Annotated in this window: 9 protein-coding genes and 1 pseudogene; 4 read left to right on the forward strand and 6 right to left on the reverse strand. The window is 58.6% G+C overall.

From position 1 onward, the window contains the following. The first annotated feature begins 105 nt into the window (after positions 1-105). Positions 106-3333: an error-prone DNA polymerase gene (locus A3EC_RS0101445; protein WP_026162070.1), complete on the forward strand. Its 3228-nt coding sequence runs from the start codon at positions 106-108 to the stop codon at positions 3331-3333. A gap of 16 nt (positions 3334-3349) precedes the next feature. On the opposite strand, the gene A3EC_RS12305 is transcribed toward A3EC_RS0101445, so the two are convergent. Then, entirely contained in the window at positions 3350-3925 is a 576-nt protein-coding gene (locus A3EC_RS12305; RefSeq protein ID WP_018023380.1) for a YajG family lipoprotein, read from the reverse strand. Positions 3926-3997: 72 nt separating this feature from the next. Between A3EC_RS12305 and A3EC_RS0101460 the strand changes: the two genes are divergently transcribed. Beyond that, a complete protein-coding gene (locus tag A3EC_RS0101460) occupies positions 3998-4492 on the forward strand; it encodes a tRNA (cytidine(34)-2'-O)-methyltransferase (RefSeq protein ID WP_018023381.1) in 495 nt (164 codons plus the stop codon). Positions 4493-5677: 1185 nt separating this feature from the next. Here the strand turns inward: A3EC_RS0101460 and A3EC_RS0101470 are convergent. Both A3EC_RS0101470 and A3EC_RS12310 read right to left on the reverse strand, forming a co-directional pair. Next, positions 5678-6400, reverse strand: a complete 723-nt coding sequence (locus A3EC_RS0101470; protein WP_018023383.1) for a DedA family protein — start codon at positions 6398-6400, stop codon at positions 5678-5680. Positions 6401-6448: 48 nt separating this feature from the next. Continuing rightward, on the reverse strand, positions 6449-8917 hold the full coding sequence (locus A3EC_RS12310; protein WP_018023384.1) for an alpha/beta fold hydrolase: 2469 nt from the start codon (positions 8915-8917) through the stop codon (positions 6449-6451). Between the two features lie 73 nt (positions 8918-8990). Here A3EC_RS12310 and A3EC_RS0101480 point away from each other — a divergent pair, with 73 nt between their 5' ends. Then, on the forward strand, positions 8991-9848 hold the full coding sequence (locus A3EC_RS0101480; RefSeq protein ID WP_051060965.1) for an SDR family oxidoreductase: 858 nt from the start codon (positions 8991-8993) through the stop codon (positions 9846-9848). On the opposite strand, the gene A3EC_RS10945 is transcribed toward A3EC_RS0101480, so the two are convergent. Further along, positions 9845-10390 (reverse strand): carboxymuconolactone decarboxylase family protein, encoded by a 546-nt coding sequence (locus A3EC_RS10945; protein ID WP_018023386.1) that lies wholly within the window; start codon positions 10388-10390, stop codon positions 9845-9847. The two genes, A3EC_RS0101480 and A3EC_RS10945, sit on opposite strands and share 4 nt — an antisense overlap. 163 nt (positions 10391-10553) lie before the next feature. Between A3EC_RS10945 and A3EC_RS0101490 the strand changes: the two genes are divergently transcribed. Beyond that, positions 10554-12305, forward strand: coding sequence for an AMP-binding protein (locus A3EC_RS0101490; RefSeq protein ID WP_018023387.1), 1752 nt, complete (start codon positions 10554-10556; stop codon positions 12303-12305). Between the two features lie 24 nt (positions 12306-12329). On the opposite strand, the gene A3EC_RS10950 is transcribed toward A3EC_RS0101490, so the two are convergent. Both A3EC_RS10950 and A3EC_RS13145 read right to left on the reverse strand, forming a co-directional pair. Then, on the reverse strand, positions 12330-12554 hold the full coding sequence (locus A3EC_RS10950; RefSeq protein ID WP_018023388.1) for a hypothetical protein: 225 nt from the start codon (positions 12552-12554) through the stop codon (positions 12330-12332). 34 nt (positions 12555-12588) lie between these two features. Then, positions 12589-17692, reverse strand: a pseudogene (locus tag A3EC_RS13145) (DEAD/DEAH box helicase). Between the last annotated feature and the right edge of the window lie 23 nt (positions 17693-17715).

The following is a 17715-nucleotide window of genomic DNA, read 5'->3' on the forward strand; positions in this document are numbered from 1 at the left end:
CTACTTTTAGTGCTTTCAAGCCGGTTTGTGAAAAATTGCGGTTGGAAAGTGTGTTCGGTTTAGGTAGGTTTGAGCATACCAACAATCATGGCGAAGGGGGTGGCAATGAACGGACATGGCTTCCAGGGCGGCGCGCTCAGCTGGTCGCGCATTGAGAGAATTCTTTCCGGCAGGTCGGCAGGAGAGTTGATGCCTGTGCAGGACCCGGCGTTTTCCGCGCTTGACGACGCAATGAAGAACCGCAATCTGCACGCCATCCCATGGCCGGAATTGCATGCCCGCTCAAGCTATAGCTTTCTACGAGGTGCATCGTCGCCGGAGAAGATGGTGGAAACGGCTGTTCGATTAGGTCTTAGTGATCTAACCCTCACGGATCGCGATGGCTTTTATGGCATCGCGCGCTTCGCAGAAGCAGCCGCACACGCGAACGTGCACACCATCGTTGGCGCAGAATTGACCCTCGGGCAGGGGCGGCCTGCGTTGACGGTACTTTGTCGTGGTCAAGAGGGCTACCGGCGACTGTCACACGTGCTGACGGACGCCCGTATGGTCACCGGCGAAAAAGACGAGGTGTGGTACCCAGACTTGGCAGTGCTGGCCGCCGCTGGCACAGATACTGATGTTGCCCCTAGCGCTGACCCTGAGCGCAGCGGCCAGTGCCACTGGCAGCTGCTAGCCGATGCTACCTGGCTCGAAGACTTGACCGAACTGGTCAGCACCTTCGGCGCCAGCAATGTTGCCGTGGAACTGACCGCGCCACTGACCCCACTCGATGCTGACCACAATGATGAGCTGCTTGCCGCTGCGAAAAAGCATGGTTTACGAGCCGTCGCCACCACCAATGCCTCCGCAGGCACTCCCGCCGACGGCCGGATTGCCGGTGCGAAAGCAGCCCTCGCCGCCCGCCTTGACCTCGAACACGCGGACCCGCAATTGCACCCCGTGGGCGGGGCTTTTCTGCGTTCCGGCACCGAGATGGAGCAGCTGTTTAGTTACGCGCCAGAAGTCCTGCGGGACACCCGAGCTATCGCTGCCGAATGCCGTTTCACCCTCGACCTCATCGCCCCGAACCTGCCGCAGTGGCAGACACCCGACGGCTATGACGAAAACACTTGGCTCCGATACGTCACCAAGCAGAAAGGCCGGGAACGCTACGGCGCGGAGGCAGACAATCCGAAGGCGTGGGCGCAAATTGCGCATGAGCTTGATGTGATTGAGCAGTTGGGGTTTCCGGGGTACTTCCTGATTGTTGCCGACATTTGTGACTTCTGTCGGGAGGCGGAGATTTTGGCGCAGGGGCGGGGGTCGGCGGCGAACTCGGCGGTGTGTTTTGCGCTGGGCATCACCAATGTGGATGCAGTGGCGGCGGGACTGCTGTTCGAGCGCTTCCTGTCCGCTGAGCGTGATGGGCCGCCCGATATTGACTTGGACATTGAGTCTGGGCGGCGCGAGGAAGTCATCCAGTATGTGTACGAGAAGTATGGTCGCGATAATGCCGCGCAGGTGGCCAACGTGATTACGTATCGGCGTCGCGGCGCGCTGCGAGATGCAGCCCGTGCCTTGGGTTTTGATGCGGGGCAAACCGACGCGTGGGTTGGCGGCCGGGCGGAGCCTCCCGAAGCTGTGAGCGAGTTGGCGGAGCAGCTCAAAGGCCATCCGCGGCATTTGGGGATTCACTCCGGTGGCATGGTGATTTGCGACCGGCCGATTGCCGATGTTGTGCCGACCGAATGGGCTCGGATGGAAAACCGCTCCGTGGTGCAGTGGGATAAAGATGACTGCGCCGCCGCCGGCCTAGTGAAATTCGACCTGCTGGGGCTGGGCATGCTCACCGCAATTCACGAATGCATTGATTTGGTGGCCAAGCATCATGGCCGCACCGTGAACCTGTGGGAGCTCGACGTAGCCGAGCCCGCGGTCTACGAGATGTTGTGCCGCGCCGATGCCGTTGGCGTGTTCCAGGTCGAATCCCGCGCGCAGCTGGCGACCCTGCCACGACTGAAACCGCGCACTTTCTACGACCTGGTGGTGGAAGTTGCGCTGATTCGCCCCGGCCCGATTCAGGGCGGTTCCGTGCACCCGTATATTCGCCGCCGCAATGGGGAGGAGCCGGTGGTTTATGAGCATCCGTGCCTGGAGCCAGCGCTGTCAAAGACGTTGGGAGTGCCGCTGTTTCAGGAGCAGTTGATGCAAATTGCAGTTGATGCGGCCGGGTTCACCCCAGCGGAGGCTGATTCATTGCGCCGGGCGATGGGGTCGAAACGTTCCCCGGAGAAAATGGAGGCGCTGCGGGCACGGTTTTTCGCCGGGGTGCTGCGTGAGCATGGCATTGGCGACGAGGTGGCGCAGCGGCTATGGGACAAAATCATGGCGTTTGCCTCTTACGGTTTCCCGGAATCCCACGCGCAGTCGTTTGCCTCGATTGTGTTCTTCAGCGCCTGGTTCAAACTGCATTATCCGGCAGAGTTCTGCGTGGCGCTGCTGCGCTCACAGCCGATGGGTTTTTATTCGCCGCAGTCACTGGTCGCGGATGCGCGCCGCCATGGTGTGCCGATTGATAAGGCCGACGTGACGGTGTCCGGGGTGGAGGCGGATTGTCCAGGTGGGCGAATTCGCTTGGGGCTTGGGCTTATTGACGGATTGGGGCAGCGCGGAGCTGAACGGATCGTCGCAGCACGGGAAGCTGCGCCTTTCCGCGATGCCGCTGATTTGGCGCGCCGGGCAGATCTGACGGTGCGGCATATGGAGGCACTGGCGAATGCCGGCGCGCTGTCCGGACTGGGGCTAACCCGCAGGCAAGGGCTGTGGGCGGCTGGGGTAGCGGCGACGGAAAAGGACGGGATGCTGGAAGGGCTCACACCGGCGGGCGCGCCAACGCTGCCGGGGATGAGTGCGCTGGAATTAGTTGCTGCTGACCTGGCAGTGACTGGTGTGACGACGGAAGGCCACCCGATGGAGCTGCTGCGGGCCGAACTGGACAAGTTGGGTGTTGCGCCTGCCGAGCGGCTGCTGCATCTGCCCGATGGCGACCGGATTTTTGTGGCTGGGACGGTGACGCACCGGCAGCGGCCGCGCACCGCCAGCGGTGTGACCTTCTTCGGGATGGAAGACGAAACCGGGCTGATTAATGTGGTGGTCAGTCCGGGACTGTGGGCGAAGTATCGGACGGTGGCGGCGACGAGTCGTAACCTGCTGGTCCGCGGCATCATTGAGAACGCCAACGGCGCCGCGAACGTGGTCGCCGACAAACTCGTGGACCTATCGACGGTGCTGCGCAGCGGCGGCGACGGCACCCTAACCGTGGCAGCGGGGCGCTCGCGGGACTTTAGGTAATGGGGTAGCGGCAGACCTAGTTAACCGTCATCGTGTCTGGCCAGCTGTAGTTGGCAGGATCCGTAATCTTAAAATCCGCGCTAACACCAGCGGCAAGGTTGCCGCGCTCCGCGCAGAACATCGACGTAGTGGTGTTGACCCCAAAGGAGCAGTCCACGGTATAGGTTTCGCCGGTTACTGGGCTATCGACCTGCATACCTTCGGCAAATGGAGCTGGCACATTCGGAGATAAATCAGAGAACTGGGTGGCGTAGGTTTGCTGCGCAGCGGCGGAGAACATCGCGTAAGCGAAATCGCAGGACGTGCGAGACGCCGCGTTGACCTCAATGCTTCCTTCGATGTACCCGCACTTGCCGCCCACTTGACCTTGGTGTTCGGGGGCCGGAATGTAGGTTTTCGGTTTCGCAGCTTGAGTCGGCTTCGCGGCGGCTTCATCGCTGGCTGGACCATCAACTGATTCGATGGAATCATCATCATCTGCAGGAACAGTTGTCGTTACAGTCACTGCAGCAGGCGGTTCTGGATCGCTGCCGCAACCGGCGAGAAATAGGGTGGCGGCGCACACCGCGGTGAGAGTTTTCAGTTGTCGCATACCGGAATAGTAGCAATAGTTATGCCTGGGTGGGTTTTTAGTTGAATTACTCCGGCGCTACGCTTGGAAACCGTGCCTGAACTCCAGAAACCTGCCACACCCTACTGCCACATCCTGTTCGATCGGCCGATGATCCCGCCGAACACCGGCAACGCTATTCGCATGTGCGCTGGCACCGGCGCCTGGCTCCACCTCGCCGAACCCCTCGGCTTCAACTTCGATGAAAAGAATGTCCGCCGCGCCGGGCTCGACTACCATGACCTCGCCGAAGTCAAAGTCCACCCGTCGATTGACGCCGCACTGACCGCACTATCCAGCAGCCGCGTTTTCGCATTCACCGCCCACGCCGACACCTGGCTCACCGACATCGAATTCCAACCCGGTGACGTGATGCTGTTCGGACCAGAGCCAACCGGGCTTGCTGACGAAGTGTTGGCCGACCCACGCATTACCCAGCAGGTTCGCATTCCGATGCTTCCTGGCCGCCGCAGCATGAACCTCTCGAACGCTGCCGCAGTCGCTGCGTACGAAGCCTGGCGCCAGCTCGGATACCCCGGCGCTGTGTAAAAACTTGTGAGCTTAGCTGCTGCGAGAGGTAAAGCCGTCGGCTAGTCCATCCGACGAGCCATAAAACCAATCTTGGCTGGGTTGAGGGAGGGCCTCAACGTCAATAGGGAAGTCCTAGTCTAGGAATGAGCTCGACATGTTCCACATAATCTCTGCCAGAGCAGAGAAGCTTGGATCTGATGGTTCTTAGCTCGAGACTCAAAAGTAGGCAGTGGAGATATCATCCAATACGACGACCCCGCGCCGAGGGTGCGGGGTCGTGGGGTAAAGTGCGCCGGTCTACACCGACGCTCGCTAGTAACGAATGGTAGCACCGAAGTCAATGACTGCAAAAGATGATCTCGAAGCGATGTTGGGCGAGCCACGCTTTCAGCGATATTTTGATGAGGCCGGTGGGGATGTGTACAGGGCTGAAGCTCTGTACAGGTGGAATGTCCAGCTAGCTGGTGCGCTCCACTATCAACTTTCGCATTTCGAAATTCTGACCAGGAATGCGATGGATCGCGCCATCAGAGGCTGGAACTTGAAGAAGCAGGGGCAAACCGATTGGGCGCTACCCGGGCAGTCGGCGGCGCTATTATATGGAATGTTGAGAAGCCCAATGCACCAAGCCCAACAACGAGCCGAGAGAGAATCGTATAAAAGAGGAAAGCGTCATCCTCGAACCCGCGTAAAGTGCAATCATGATGATGTTTTTGCACAACTCACTCTTGGCAACTGGTCAAACCTTCTTGGGGAAGCGCTTCCAGCTCACAGAGCGAGTGCACGAATCCTTTGGGAAGAATGCCTGCACAACGCATTTCCGAATGTTGAGCCTACGGATAAGTCGAGAGCCAATATTGGCAAGAAGTTTGAAAGACTCACTCATCTAAGGAACCGGGTCTCGCATCAGGAGAACCTTCTGGAAATCAATGTGCGCAGCCGAATGAATGACATGCTATCTGTCCTTCGGGCAATTGATAGCAGCTACCCAGCTTGGGCACTTGTTGGAAGCCGAGTCCGTGAGATCGTAAGGCAAGACCCACGGAGAACCTCGAGCCCAAGCTAAGCCCGCCCAATACGGATCTGAATGTCCCCAGCTTCAGATGTCACCTGAGCTAGGTGCTCCTCGAAAGCTCGACACATGTGTACCGGACGGAAATGTACGGTTGTACCAGACATAGCGCGAACTCCACTGCACGCGAGCTACTGCACGCGCTTGCTTTGCTTTCGTGCCTGGTAAATCAGCACGGCAATCAGGCCGACGGTGACCCAGAGGAGGTACTTATTGACGGTTTCCACCACAGCTAACACTTGGTCGCCGAAGGTGAAGCCAAGCCACATGAAGAGTCCGTTGACCAGCAGCACACTGGCGATATTTACTACGAGCGCAAACCAGAACCCGACTTTCAGCAGCCCGGCGACGGCGTTCAGAATCATCGACGGCACTGGCCCAGGCGCGTAGCCCAGCGGCAGTAATCCCAAGGTGATGGCTTTACTTTTGACGGATTCTTCACGCAGTGCTCGGGTGAAAAAGCGGCGGGCACGCGGCATGTACTGCAGCGACATGTCGATAAACTCCGCGCCCCAGCGCCTGCCAAGCAGCCAATAGATAGGCATGAATTTCAGCGCGCCGACCAGCGATGCCAGCAAGTACGTCCACCAGTGACCATTGCCCGCGAAAACATTCGCGCCAGAGACCGTTGCGCTGGTGTAGCCGCCGATGAGCAGGCTGTATGCCATCGGGTGGGTGAGGAACCAGCCGCGCGGAGCAATCATCGCCAGCGAGAACACGCTCATGGCCAGCAGTAGGACAATGAGCACCATGTCCATTGGCTGCGGATCCTTAAGGAACGAAGGGCCCTCTGCAGCCTGTTCTGCAGTCTGTTCTGCGGCGAGGTCCTCGGAGTCATTGCGCGGGTCGGTCATTCCGCTAATCCTAGCCGCGCATCCGCCCGCCTCACACCACTCGGCCAGTTACACCTTGATGCCAACAACCTTCGTCAAAAACTCCTGATATTGTGCTGCCAGCTGCTCTGGGTCTTCCAACTGCGGCATATGCCCGCAGTCCTCAAACACGACAGCAGCATCAGGTTGCATCGCCGCAACTGCCACCTGGAAGTCCGCAATTGGCAGAATCTTGTCGTAGCGCCCCCAGCACAGGAAAATCGGCAAGGCCCCAGTGCCAGCACCCGCACCAGCACCGGCCCCACGCTTCCGCATCGCCTCGGCGAATCGGCGCTGCACCGCTTCGCGCCACTCTTCTGAAATCCCGCCCCACGTACCCAGGTTCCGGACTAGCTGATAGTAGGTTTCCGACCGTGCCGGATGCCGCGCCATCTCCCGAGCCACCTGCACTCGATGCTTCGTCACCGACCCGCGCCGCCGCAAAATCAGATGCTCAATTGGTCGGTACACCACCGGCAGCGGCGACAGCGCCACCGCCATTTTCCCGATCCTCGGCAGTGCCAGCACCCGCAGCAGTGGATTTGCCCGCTCGCCGAACCCCGCCGGCGCAATCAGCCCGAGGCTAGCGACCCGCGCAGGTTGCTGCGCCGTCATTTCGATGGTTGTCGCCCCGCCGAGCGAGTTACCGAGCAGGTGAATCGGCTGGTTTCCGTCAATAAGCCCTTCGGCAATCATCGCATCCACGGTGGCCCATAGGTGGCGCGCCATTTCGGGGATTTTGCGGGTGGTCGCGGGGTCGCTGAGGCCGAATCCGGGCAGGTCGATGGCGATGAGCCGTGCGCGGTGACCCCACAGCGCCACCTGGTCGTCGAAGTCTTCCAGCGACCGCCCAATGCCATGCACCAGCACCACCGTCGGCGCATCGGTCCGCCCGGGCTGGCTCATCCGCACCCGCACGCTGCACCCGCCAACATCGATTCGCATGGTCTCCGGCAATGCGCTCAGGTCAGTGGGGGTGTGCGTTCCGCTGCTGGTCAGCGGGTGTGCGGCAGGTTTGGGCTTATTGACGTTTACCAGCGCCGCCTCACCGAATGCCATGTCTTCGTAAGCGTCGCGGCCGGTGAACTGTGCCCATTCGGTCAAATAATTCTGGTGATAGCGCCACGGGCCGGTGTCGCCCTGGCGGGGCAGGCGGTGTTGGCCGCGGCGGATGTACCCGGAGTCGAACTCCATCAGCGGGCCGTAGGTTTGCCCGGCAGGCTCAATTGGCGCGTAGAACTTGTGGCCGCGTTGCCACAGGTCAACGAGGTAGCGGGCGACGAGATCGGAGCGCAGCGTCCAGGAGGCGTTGAGGTAGCCGATAGTAAAGGACAGGTTCGGCAGGCCTGCGAATAGCGCGCCGCGGTAGGTGAGTAACTCCGGAATGTTCAGCGGTTCGCCGTCGACGCTGATGGTGGCGCCGCCGAAGGCCAACAGTTCTAGTCCGGTGGCGGTGACAATGGTGTCGGCGGGCAAGATGCGGCCGCTGCTGAGCTCAATGCCGTCGGGCACAAACCGGGTGATGGTGTCGGTGACTACGTCCGCACGGCCGTCAGCAATCGCATCGAAAATGTCGCCGTCGGGGGCTTTACACACACGCTGGTCCCACGGCCGGTAATCCGGTGTGAAGTGCTGGTCGATGACATCGGCCGGAAGGTGGCGGCGCTGCAGCGCACGCAGGAAAAGGCGCGTGGCCCACGGGGCGTGCTGCGACAATAGGTACTGCATTTCGTCGCGCACCGCGTGGGTGGTGCGGGCAGCGCGCCGGGCCAATCGGCCGCCGAGCTTGCCAGGCAGCACCGTGCCCCAGAACGCGGAGATGCGGTCTTTTTCCGACAGCGGCGCAATCCACGTTGGCGAGCGCTGCAGCATGGTCACATGTGCGCCATCGTCGGCAAGTGCCGGGATGAGCGTGACGGCGGTGGCGCCGGATCCGATGACCACAATGTTTTTACCGGTCGCGTCGTAGTCTTCCGGCCATTGTTGTGGGTGGATGATGTCGCCGCGGAAGTCCGCTTCGTTTGGGAAAGACGGGCGAAAGCCGCGGTCGTGGTCGTAGTAGCCGGTGGCCAGGTGCACGCGCCGGGCCGTGAGGACCTCTTGCTCGTCGCCGGCAGTACCGTCCGCGGCTTCCCCGCCGCGCACCGTCAGTCGCCACACCCGCGCGTTGCTATCCCAGTCAATGTTCTCCACATAACTGTTGGTTCGCAGGTGTTCTAACGTCCCGTCGGCTTCGGCGGTGGCGCGCAGGTATTCCTTGATGTCCGCGCCGTCGCCGAGGGTGCTGGTGCCGGTCCAGTCGCGGAAGGGGAAGGCGAAGGTTGCCATGTCGGAGTCGGAGCGGATGCCGGGGTAGCGGAACGTGTGCCAGGTTCCGCCGAGGTCATCGCGTCCTTCTAGGATCTGCCAGCGCCACGATGGGAAGTTTTCCGCTACATGGTGGGCGAGGTTGATTCCGGAAAGTCCAGCGCCGACGATGACGAGATCCAGTGTGTCCATGCCGTCATGGTACTTTCTGTCGCAAAATTATGATCTGGTTTCATTCATGTGCTGCAACGGTTAGGTTTTCTGTATGGGTAGATTCTTTGGCAGGAAACCGGATCGCGATATTCGGATTGGTTCTGGTCCGACGGTGATTACGGGTGCGGCGTCGGGTATTGGTCGCGCGTTGGCGGAGCGGCTGGCCGATACTGGCCGCACTTTGGTGCTCGCGGACCGTGACGCGGCGGGGCTGGAGCAGGTTGCCAGTTACCTTGGCCCGAATGTGCACACCACAGCCGTCGACATCACCGACCATGACGCGGTGGAGGCGTGGGCGCAGGTTACGGTGTCGGAGCATGGCGCGCCATCGGAGCTATTCCACATTGCGGGTATTTCCATTTGGGGTGACCCGGTAGCGCTGCCAATTGAGAAGTGGCGCAGCGTAATTGATGTGAACCTGATGGGCACCGTCAACGTGGTCACTGCTTTCCTGCCGTCGATGACTGAGGCCAACCAACCCGCCCGCATTATGTGCACGTCCTCGGCTGCGGGAATTATTGGTTTGCCGTGGCATGCGGCCTATTCGGCGTCGAAGGCTGGTGTGATTGGGCTGTGCGAGGTGCTGCGGTTTGACCTGCGGCGCTACAAGATTGATGTGCATGTGCTCGCGCCGGGCGCGGTGGATACTCCGTTGGTGCGGGGTGTCGATATCCATGGGGTGGACCGGTCCACGCCGCGAGCGCAGAAGGCGACGGCAATGTTCCAGAAGCATGGCCGCAGCCCGGAGGACGTTGCGGACAAGATTGTGAAGCAGATTCGCCGTGGCCGCTTCCTATTGACCACCTCCGCGGAAGTTAATGTGGCGCGGACTGCGCAGCTTCTCGCCCCGTGGTTGTACGTCCGGGTGATGCGGGGAGCGAACCGGTTGGGGCAGTGGGTGGCGTCCTAACGGCGCTTATCGACGGGAGTGCCCAGCACATCCAGCGTCGTCGCAAGCCCGTCATAGTGGGTGACCAGCATAACGAGTGCCGTGATCTCTTTTGGTGTGCAGACCGCGAGTAGCGCGTTGTACGTCGCGTCGGTGAGTGACTGAGTTTTCACAAGCTCATCCGTGGCATCAAGTAGCGCTGCCTGGCGACCTTGTTGACCGTGCTCTGCGCTCAGCACTGCCGCGATGGTTTTCTCGGACAGGCCCGCTTTGGCGGCAAGGCCGCGATGGTGGTCGAGTTCATAGGCGGAGTCCCGCAGGAAAGCGACGCGGCAGATAACTAGCTCGGTGTCGCGGCGGCCGAGCGGCCCGAAGGGCATGTGAGCGGCGCCGTAGATGAGCCAGCTGCGGAAGACATGTCCGCTGCGGCCCAACGTGGCGAAGACCCCGAGGGTGCGGCGGCCTTGTTTTTTCGCGCCGATTTTCGTGATGGCCCAGTTGACGGGCCCAAGTTCTCGGAAGTTGCCGTTGCCAAATCGCTTGCTGTGTGCGGTGTCTGCCATGTGTTTGACCCTACCGGCGGCCAGTGGGGTAGCAGGCGTTTTCCCAGATGGGGGTGTATCCCATTTATCTACCCATGATTGCCCAAACCGCCGTAAATGTGCCCCGCATCACATTATGGTTTTGTCAGCAAGACTATCTGCCACCATTGGGAGGAACCTTTCCATGACCACCAGCCTGGCCACCGACGCCTCCGCAAAAACAGCAAAAACTACTTCTGCGACAACCACATTGCCGACCATCCCCGCGCCATTTGGCCGCGACGTTGTCGATGAGCACGGTAATAAGCTCAGCCACGTCATTGGGCTGAGCGAAGCTGATGGCGCGGCGCCATTGCGGGAAGAAACTCTGGGTGCGAACCTGCGCAATATCGTCGAAAAGCACCCATCCAGGGACGCCATCGTGGACGTCTACGCCGACGTCACACTGACCTACCAGCAGTTTTACAACCGTATGTTGCGCCTAGCTAGCTACTTTGTTCGCCAGGGCCTGCAGAAGGGCGACCGGGTGGGCATCTGGTCCACGAACCGATGGGAGTGGCCGGTGGTGCAGTATGCCTGCCACCATTTGGGCCTAGTGCTGGTGAACATTAACCCGGCGTATCGGCAGCGGGAACTGAACTACGTCCTGGAAAAAGCCGGCGTCAGCTTGGTGGTGGCGGCGCGGCGCTACAAGGATTCCGACTACCGCACCATGCTGAATGAAGCACGCAAACAGCGCGGCATTATCCTCCGCGACGTGGTGTACTTCGGCTCTGAGCAGTGGGATGAGGCGATTTCCGGTGACATTGCAGACCTGTCCGACATCACCGGCACGGTCTCCCCGCACAACCCGATTAATATCCAGTTCACCTCGGGCACCACAGGTTTCCCGAAGGGCGCGACGCTGACGCACTTCAACATCCTGAATAACGGCTTTTTCACCGGTGAGCTGCTTGGTTACACGGAGAAGGATCGTGTCTGTATCCCGGTGCCGTTTTTCCACACCTTCGGCATGGGCGTCGGCATTATTGCGGCGCTGACGCATGGTGCTGCGGTAGTTATCGCCGGGCCGACGTTCAAGGCCCGGGAGACGCTGATGGCGGTGCATTCCGCGAAGGTCACCAGCTTGTATGGCGTGCCAACCATGTTCATTAATGAGCTGGAAGAGGCGCACGACCACGAGGAATACGGCGCACCATATGACCTGTCGATGCTGCGCACCGGGGTGATGGGCGGCACATCCTGCCCAACGAAGACGATGCGCGAAGTGATGGACAACATGAATATGAAGGAGGTCGCCATTTGCTACGGCATGACGGAGACCTCCCCGGTGGCATTCCAGTCGCGCGCCGATTCGCCACTGGATAAGCGCGTGTCGACGGTGGGGCAGATTCATCCACACATTGAGGCCCGCATCGTTGGCCGGGACAATGAAACCTTGCCGCGCGGTGAGCAGGGCGAGGTCGTGGTGCGCGGCTACAACATTATGCAGGAGTACTGGCAGCACCCAGAGAAGACGGCCGAGGCGATTGATGCGGATGGTTGGATGCATACCGGCGACCTGGGAGTGCTTGATGACGATGGCTACCTGTCGATTACCGGCCGCATCAAGGACATGCTGATCCGTGGCGGGGAGAATATTTACCCGCGTGAGATTGAAGAGTTTTTGTTCACACACCCAGATGTGGTGGATGCGCAGGTCATCGGGGTGCCGGATGACAAGTACGGCGAGGAAATCATGGCCTGGGTGATGCTGCATGACGGCGCAGCAAAGCTGACCGCTGAGGATGTGGCTGCGTTTGCGCATGGCAAGCTATCGCGTCACAAGATTCCGCGTTATGTGCATGTGGTGGAGGAGTTCCCGATGACGGCCTCCGGTAAGGTCCGCAAAATTGAGATGCGGGAGATGGCGCCGCGGATTCTGGGCTGGGTTTAGGGCAGCGGCGGCGCTGAAGCTGGCTTAGTTGCCTTGAGATTCCTCGAGCGCATCGTCGATCGCTAGCTTGGCATTCAACAGGCCGGCGCCGGTACGGATTCGGTAAGCCCTGACGGCCTCGACCTTCTTTCCGGTAAGCGCCAAGGTGCGCTCGCCGGCGGATACCTCTAGCGATTCCCACTGTGGCTCATCGCTAGCGTTGCCGTCATGTGCATCGCGCTTGTCGCGTCGCTTAAACCAGTTGAACACCCGTCACGCTCCTTAATTGATGTGCATTCTCAATTTAGCCGAGTTGCTCTTCCTCAATCGGGCTTTCGTTCACTCCCAGCCCTTCCACAATTCGTACAGTCTCCATCGCCACACGCGTGACCTTGCCGATCAGCTCGACAATGTACTTCGGGTTGCCCACTTCGTCTGCCCAGTCATTCGGGTCGTTGACAATTCCCGACGCCTTATCGCGCTTGACCTGGTAGCGGTCAATCAGCCACGCAACGGCAGACCGCGAGCCCAGCATGTACTGGTCGGCTTCGGCTGGAATCCCACGAATTGTCAGCTTCGGGTTGTAGATCAGCGTCGTCACATCATTGACGTTCTTGCCGGTCTTAGGGTCCTTCTTCTTCGCCCACTTCATCTTGGTGACTCGCCAGGTTTCCCGGTCATCCAAGTCTGCTGTCGGCTTCCAATCCAGGTCCAACGGCCACGGCTCGACGTCTTCGTATCCGACATGAAGCGCCATCAGTTCGGCACCAGCCTTCGCGAACTTATCGAACTCAGCGCGAGTCTCTGGCGTTTCAATATGCGGCAGCATCTTCTTCAAGTCCGCGGCATATTTCGTCCGGTACTCTGGATCATGCAGTTTTCCGTAGACAAAGTGGAAAATATCGTCGCCACTAATGTCCTGTCCCAATGCCTCTCGGTACAGTGCCTTGATCTCCGGGGTGATGTTATCTACACGGACATACCCATCCAGCACTTCACCAATCTCACCGTGAACACTGGTTTCAGCGTTTTGCTTGTCGACGACTACCGCACCGAAAAGCTCACCCTCGTCAGCGTCCGCCTTCTCCCATGTGAAACGCGGGAAGAACTGTGATGTTGCGATGACATGGAGATCAGGAAGCAAGGTCGTACCAAGTACTGCAGTCTCAACAGATTCTCCTGTTCCTACGCAAACGAAACCAATGTTTGAATGTTCTGGAGTCGGAAACATTCGAGGCAACTGGTAGGTCATATCATTCAGCGAAGAATCAAAGTATCCAGAGGCTTTTGTAAATGGCCGATACAAAGACTCGAAAATTCTATCTTTGTGCGGAGAGATCTTTCGATTCCTTGCGGAGAGGTTCTTAAGAGTCCGATTCCAAGAAATCGTCTTGTTGTCAGCAAATGCTGGTGTGTCTCGAAGGAAAATAGTTACGTCGGCTTCTTTGGGATGCGTGATGCCCTTATCAACTAGCCATGCTTGTAGTTCGTTCGTAGCTGAATTATAGGTGTGCGTGAGCTTTTCAACTTTTCGGAGGACTGCTTTAGGGCTAGGAGCATATGCCCAGGCATCCCTTCCCGTTTTAAGGCCGGCAGAAAACGTTTTGAAGAACTTCAGATCGCTCGTTTTCTTGTTGCCAATGACTGGCCAAGTTGCGAACGCATCGTCTCGTTGGCTTAACCAGTCACCGTGGGTGTTCGGGGTGATTTCGGTCCAATCGGTGTTCTCGATGGTGCTTTGGTTGACAATTTTGAGCTTTTCTTCGGCAGTGAGGTAATCGCCGATGTCCCTGTAATGAAGCTTGAACTCGGAGCTCGATAAGTCTTTGATACCGATCATGACTGCAATTGTGGTTCGACCACCATCGCGGAAAACGTTACCGGCTTCTTTCCGTCGCTGTTCTCCGGCGGTGCGTGCGTTACCGCGCAGGTTGAAGACATAAAAGTCGGTGAAATCTTCCGCCACCGAAAGACGCACACCGTCACCGGTATTGGCGTCCAACCAGCCACCATTCGAAACGAACGCAACAACACCTTGGTCGCCAATACGGTCAGTTGCCCAGCGGAAAGCACGCAAGTAAGAGTCGTAGAGCGAGTTTTTGTTCGTTGCTGTGGACCTACCAGCGTAAGTCTCGGCAATCCGAGCGTCCAAGCTTGGATACTTGAGGTTCGCATTCAGATCATTCGCACTTGTTTGACCAACGGAGTATGGTGGATTGCCGATTACCACATTGATTGGTGCTGCCATTTGGCGGTCAATTGCAGCGTTGTTGGACTGAAAGATCTCCAAATCAGGAATGTCACCTTCCTCATGAATCTGGAAAGTGTCCGCCAGCGCAATACCAGTGAAAGTCTCATACTCAGGAGCGTCTTCGTCATTGCGCTGAGCGGCCTCTGCACGCAGCGCGTTATACGTCGTTTCAATATTCACCGCAGAGACGTAATACGCCAACAACATGATTTCAGTCGCGAACAGCTCCGACGCATACTTACGCGCCAGATCTTCTGGCTTAATCAGTCCGGATTGCAGCAGTCGCACGGTGAAGGTGGACGTGCCAGCGAATGGGTCGAGGATGCAAACCCCTTCGTCGCTAAGCCCCTTGCCGAAATGCATCCGGGACACCTCATCCGCCGCGCGCAAAATGAAGTCAACAATCTCAACTGGGGTGTAGACAATACCCAGAGACTCCGCCTGCTTCTTAAAAGCCTTACGGAAGAAGCGCTCGTAGAGTTCCTTAATGACCTGTTGCTTACCAGAGGCGCTGGTCACTTCGGATGCGCGGACACGGACTGACTGATAGAATGTCTCCAGCTGTTCAGTTTCGGATTCCAGGTTCGAGTCAGACAAGACATCAACCATGCGTTGCATGACCTGAGCGACTGGGTTGTGTGTGATGAAGTCGTAATTGTCGAAGAGAGCATTGAATACTGGTGCAGTAATCAAGTGCTGCGAAAGCATCGCGATAGCGTCGTCATCAGAGATGGCGGCATTCAGGTTGCCACGCAGCCCGTCAACGAAAGCGTCGAACTCGGTGGTGAGGTTTTCGTCAGCGTCGGCAAGCAATGCCTTGATGCGGGTGATTTGGCGTTCGGCGATGCCTGCGACGTCATCCGCCCAATCTTCCCAATACGTGCGTGTGCCGACCTTGTCGACAATGCGGACGTACATTGCCTCCTGCCACTCCTCGAGGGCAAAGAGCGCGAGCTGGCCGAATTCTAGCGGTAAGCCTTCAGATGTGCCTGCGACCGTGTCAATTCTTTGAATCGTATCCAGTTGAATTCTGTCGCCGAGCGGCGACGAGGCGGAAGACTGGATCCGCGAAGGGCCAAGCTGCCCGCGGGGGGGGGGGCTCACTCAAAGAAGGATCTCTATCCTTCGCCAGGGCATTGAGCTGCGCGGAGTTGACCATCGCATTAAAACGATCATCGTGAGCGCGCAGTGCGTTGAGCACCTGCCACACCACATGGAATCGCTTGTTGTCGGCAAGCGCTGCACTTGGGGAGACACCAGCAGGTACGCCGACTGGCAAAATGATGTAGCCGTAGTCCTTGCCATCGGATTTACGCATCACGCGGCCAACGGACTGTACAACATCAACTACTGAATTGCGCGGGTTGAGGAACAGGACAGCGTCAAGAGCTGGGACATCCACGCCCTCAGATAGGCAGCGGGCATTAGAAAGGACGCGGGTTTCCATATCCGGCACTGGAGCTTTGAGCCACGTGAGCTTCTCGCCACGATTCTGCGCATTCATGGTGCCGTCGACATGTTCAACCGCCACTTTGAGGTCTGCATTGTGTAGATCAATGTGCGGCGACATAGCGGAACGCTCCGCCATCAGTTCAGTGTGCGCATTGATCAGCGCGGGGAACTGCTCCGCAACCTGCTTGGAGGAAGCAATGTCCCTGGCGAAAGCGACCACCCGCTCCATCGGAGCGTCGGCCGATTCGAATCCGTCCTTCTTGTCTTGAAAAGAACCCGAACGCTTCGCCATCGCATTCCAAGCACCAATCAGACGAGAGGCAGTGTCCAGGTTCAGTTCGTTGTCGACAGTGGCGACCGAGCGCTGCAGAGCTTCGGCGGCAACGGACTCGTCGACAGTCAGAACGAGGACTTTGTAGTCGGTAAGCAGTCCCTTGTCGACTGCTTCGCCGAAGCCGAGGCGGTGGAACTCCGGGCCGAAGATAGCTTCATCATCCATCGACGCGACCTCGGCGGAGCGGTCCGCTGCCCTATCTTTGGTCTTGTCGTCGTACAAACGTGGGGTAGCGGTCATATAGAGACGTTTGCCGCCGCGGATGTAATTAGCGTCGTGGATAGCGACGAACGCAGAATGATCATCGCCCGGCATGGTGACGCCGGTGGTGCGGTGCGCTTCATCGCAAATGATGAGGTCGAAAGGCTCAGCGCCGAGCTTTTGTGCCTGGTGGATGGCCTCGAGGGACTGATAGGTGGAGAAGACCACCTTCATTCCTTCGGCGCGCTTCCTCTGGCTGAGCTTTTCCGCGATGGTCGCGGGGTCGGTAGAGACAGGGATTTCCAGCTCATAGGACTGAATATCTTCGGTCTGCTTGGAAACCTTCTTGTCCGAGCACACTGCAATTGGCATCAAATCCAGCTTGGAATTCGCTGACCATTCGCGCAGCGTCTGTGAGAGCAAGCTAATGGACGGAACGCAGAACAGGATTCGGGAGCGGCCAGGCGTAGCGCTGTGCTTTTCGGTGTACTCTTCGGCAAGCTTCAGCGACGTGAAGGTCTTGCCGGTACCGCAGGCCATGACAAGTTTGCCGCGGTCATGTGTTGCGAAGCCAACCAGAGCCTTGTCGATAGCAGTGCGCTGATGTGGGCGTGGCTCGAAGTGTTTACGCGGATGCAGCTGGAACTCGAGTTGCTGGCGGGACTCAGAATTCGGGTACACAATGTCCCAGTCCAGCGGAGCATCAGCGATGTCCGGAAGACCAAAAGTCTGAACTGGTACGGTCTGCTTCTTCAAAGTATCGCGGGCATTATCCGACCAGTTGTCTGTAGTGGCAATAATGATGCGGTTGGTGAAAGACTCCAGTTCGCCGTCTTCGTTGTAGAACTGGCGGCCAGATTCCGTGAAGAAGGAGTTGATGTCTTCTTTCGATAAGCGGCGACTCGGGCTATAGAACTTGCATTGAATTGCCGTCCATGTCTGGTCCTCGCGCCGACGAGCAACTAGGTCAATGCCCAGGTCTTTTAAGCTCTGGTTGGAGCCTGGCTTGGCGATATTCCAGTCAGAAAACCGTGCGACATAGTCGTACTCGGTGCGTAAAACGGGGTGCAGCTGGAAATAGTTGACCATCAACTTTTCAAACGCAGTGCCTTGCTCAGAAACAGTAGGCAACTCGCGGATTGCATCGAAGACGTCTTGAACCGTGTACATGCGACCATTATGACAGTCGCAAC

The sequence above is a fragment of the Corynebacterium ulceribovis DSM 45146 genome (assembly GCF_000372445.1).
Lineage (GTDB): Bacteria > Actinomycetota > Actinomycetes > Mycobacteriales > Mycobacteriaceae > Corynebacterium > Corynebacterium ulceribovis.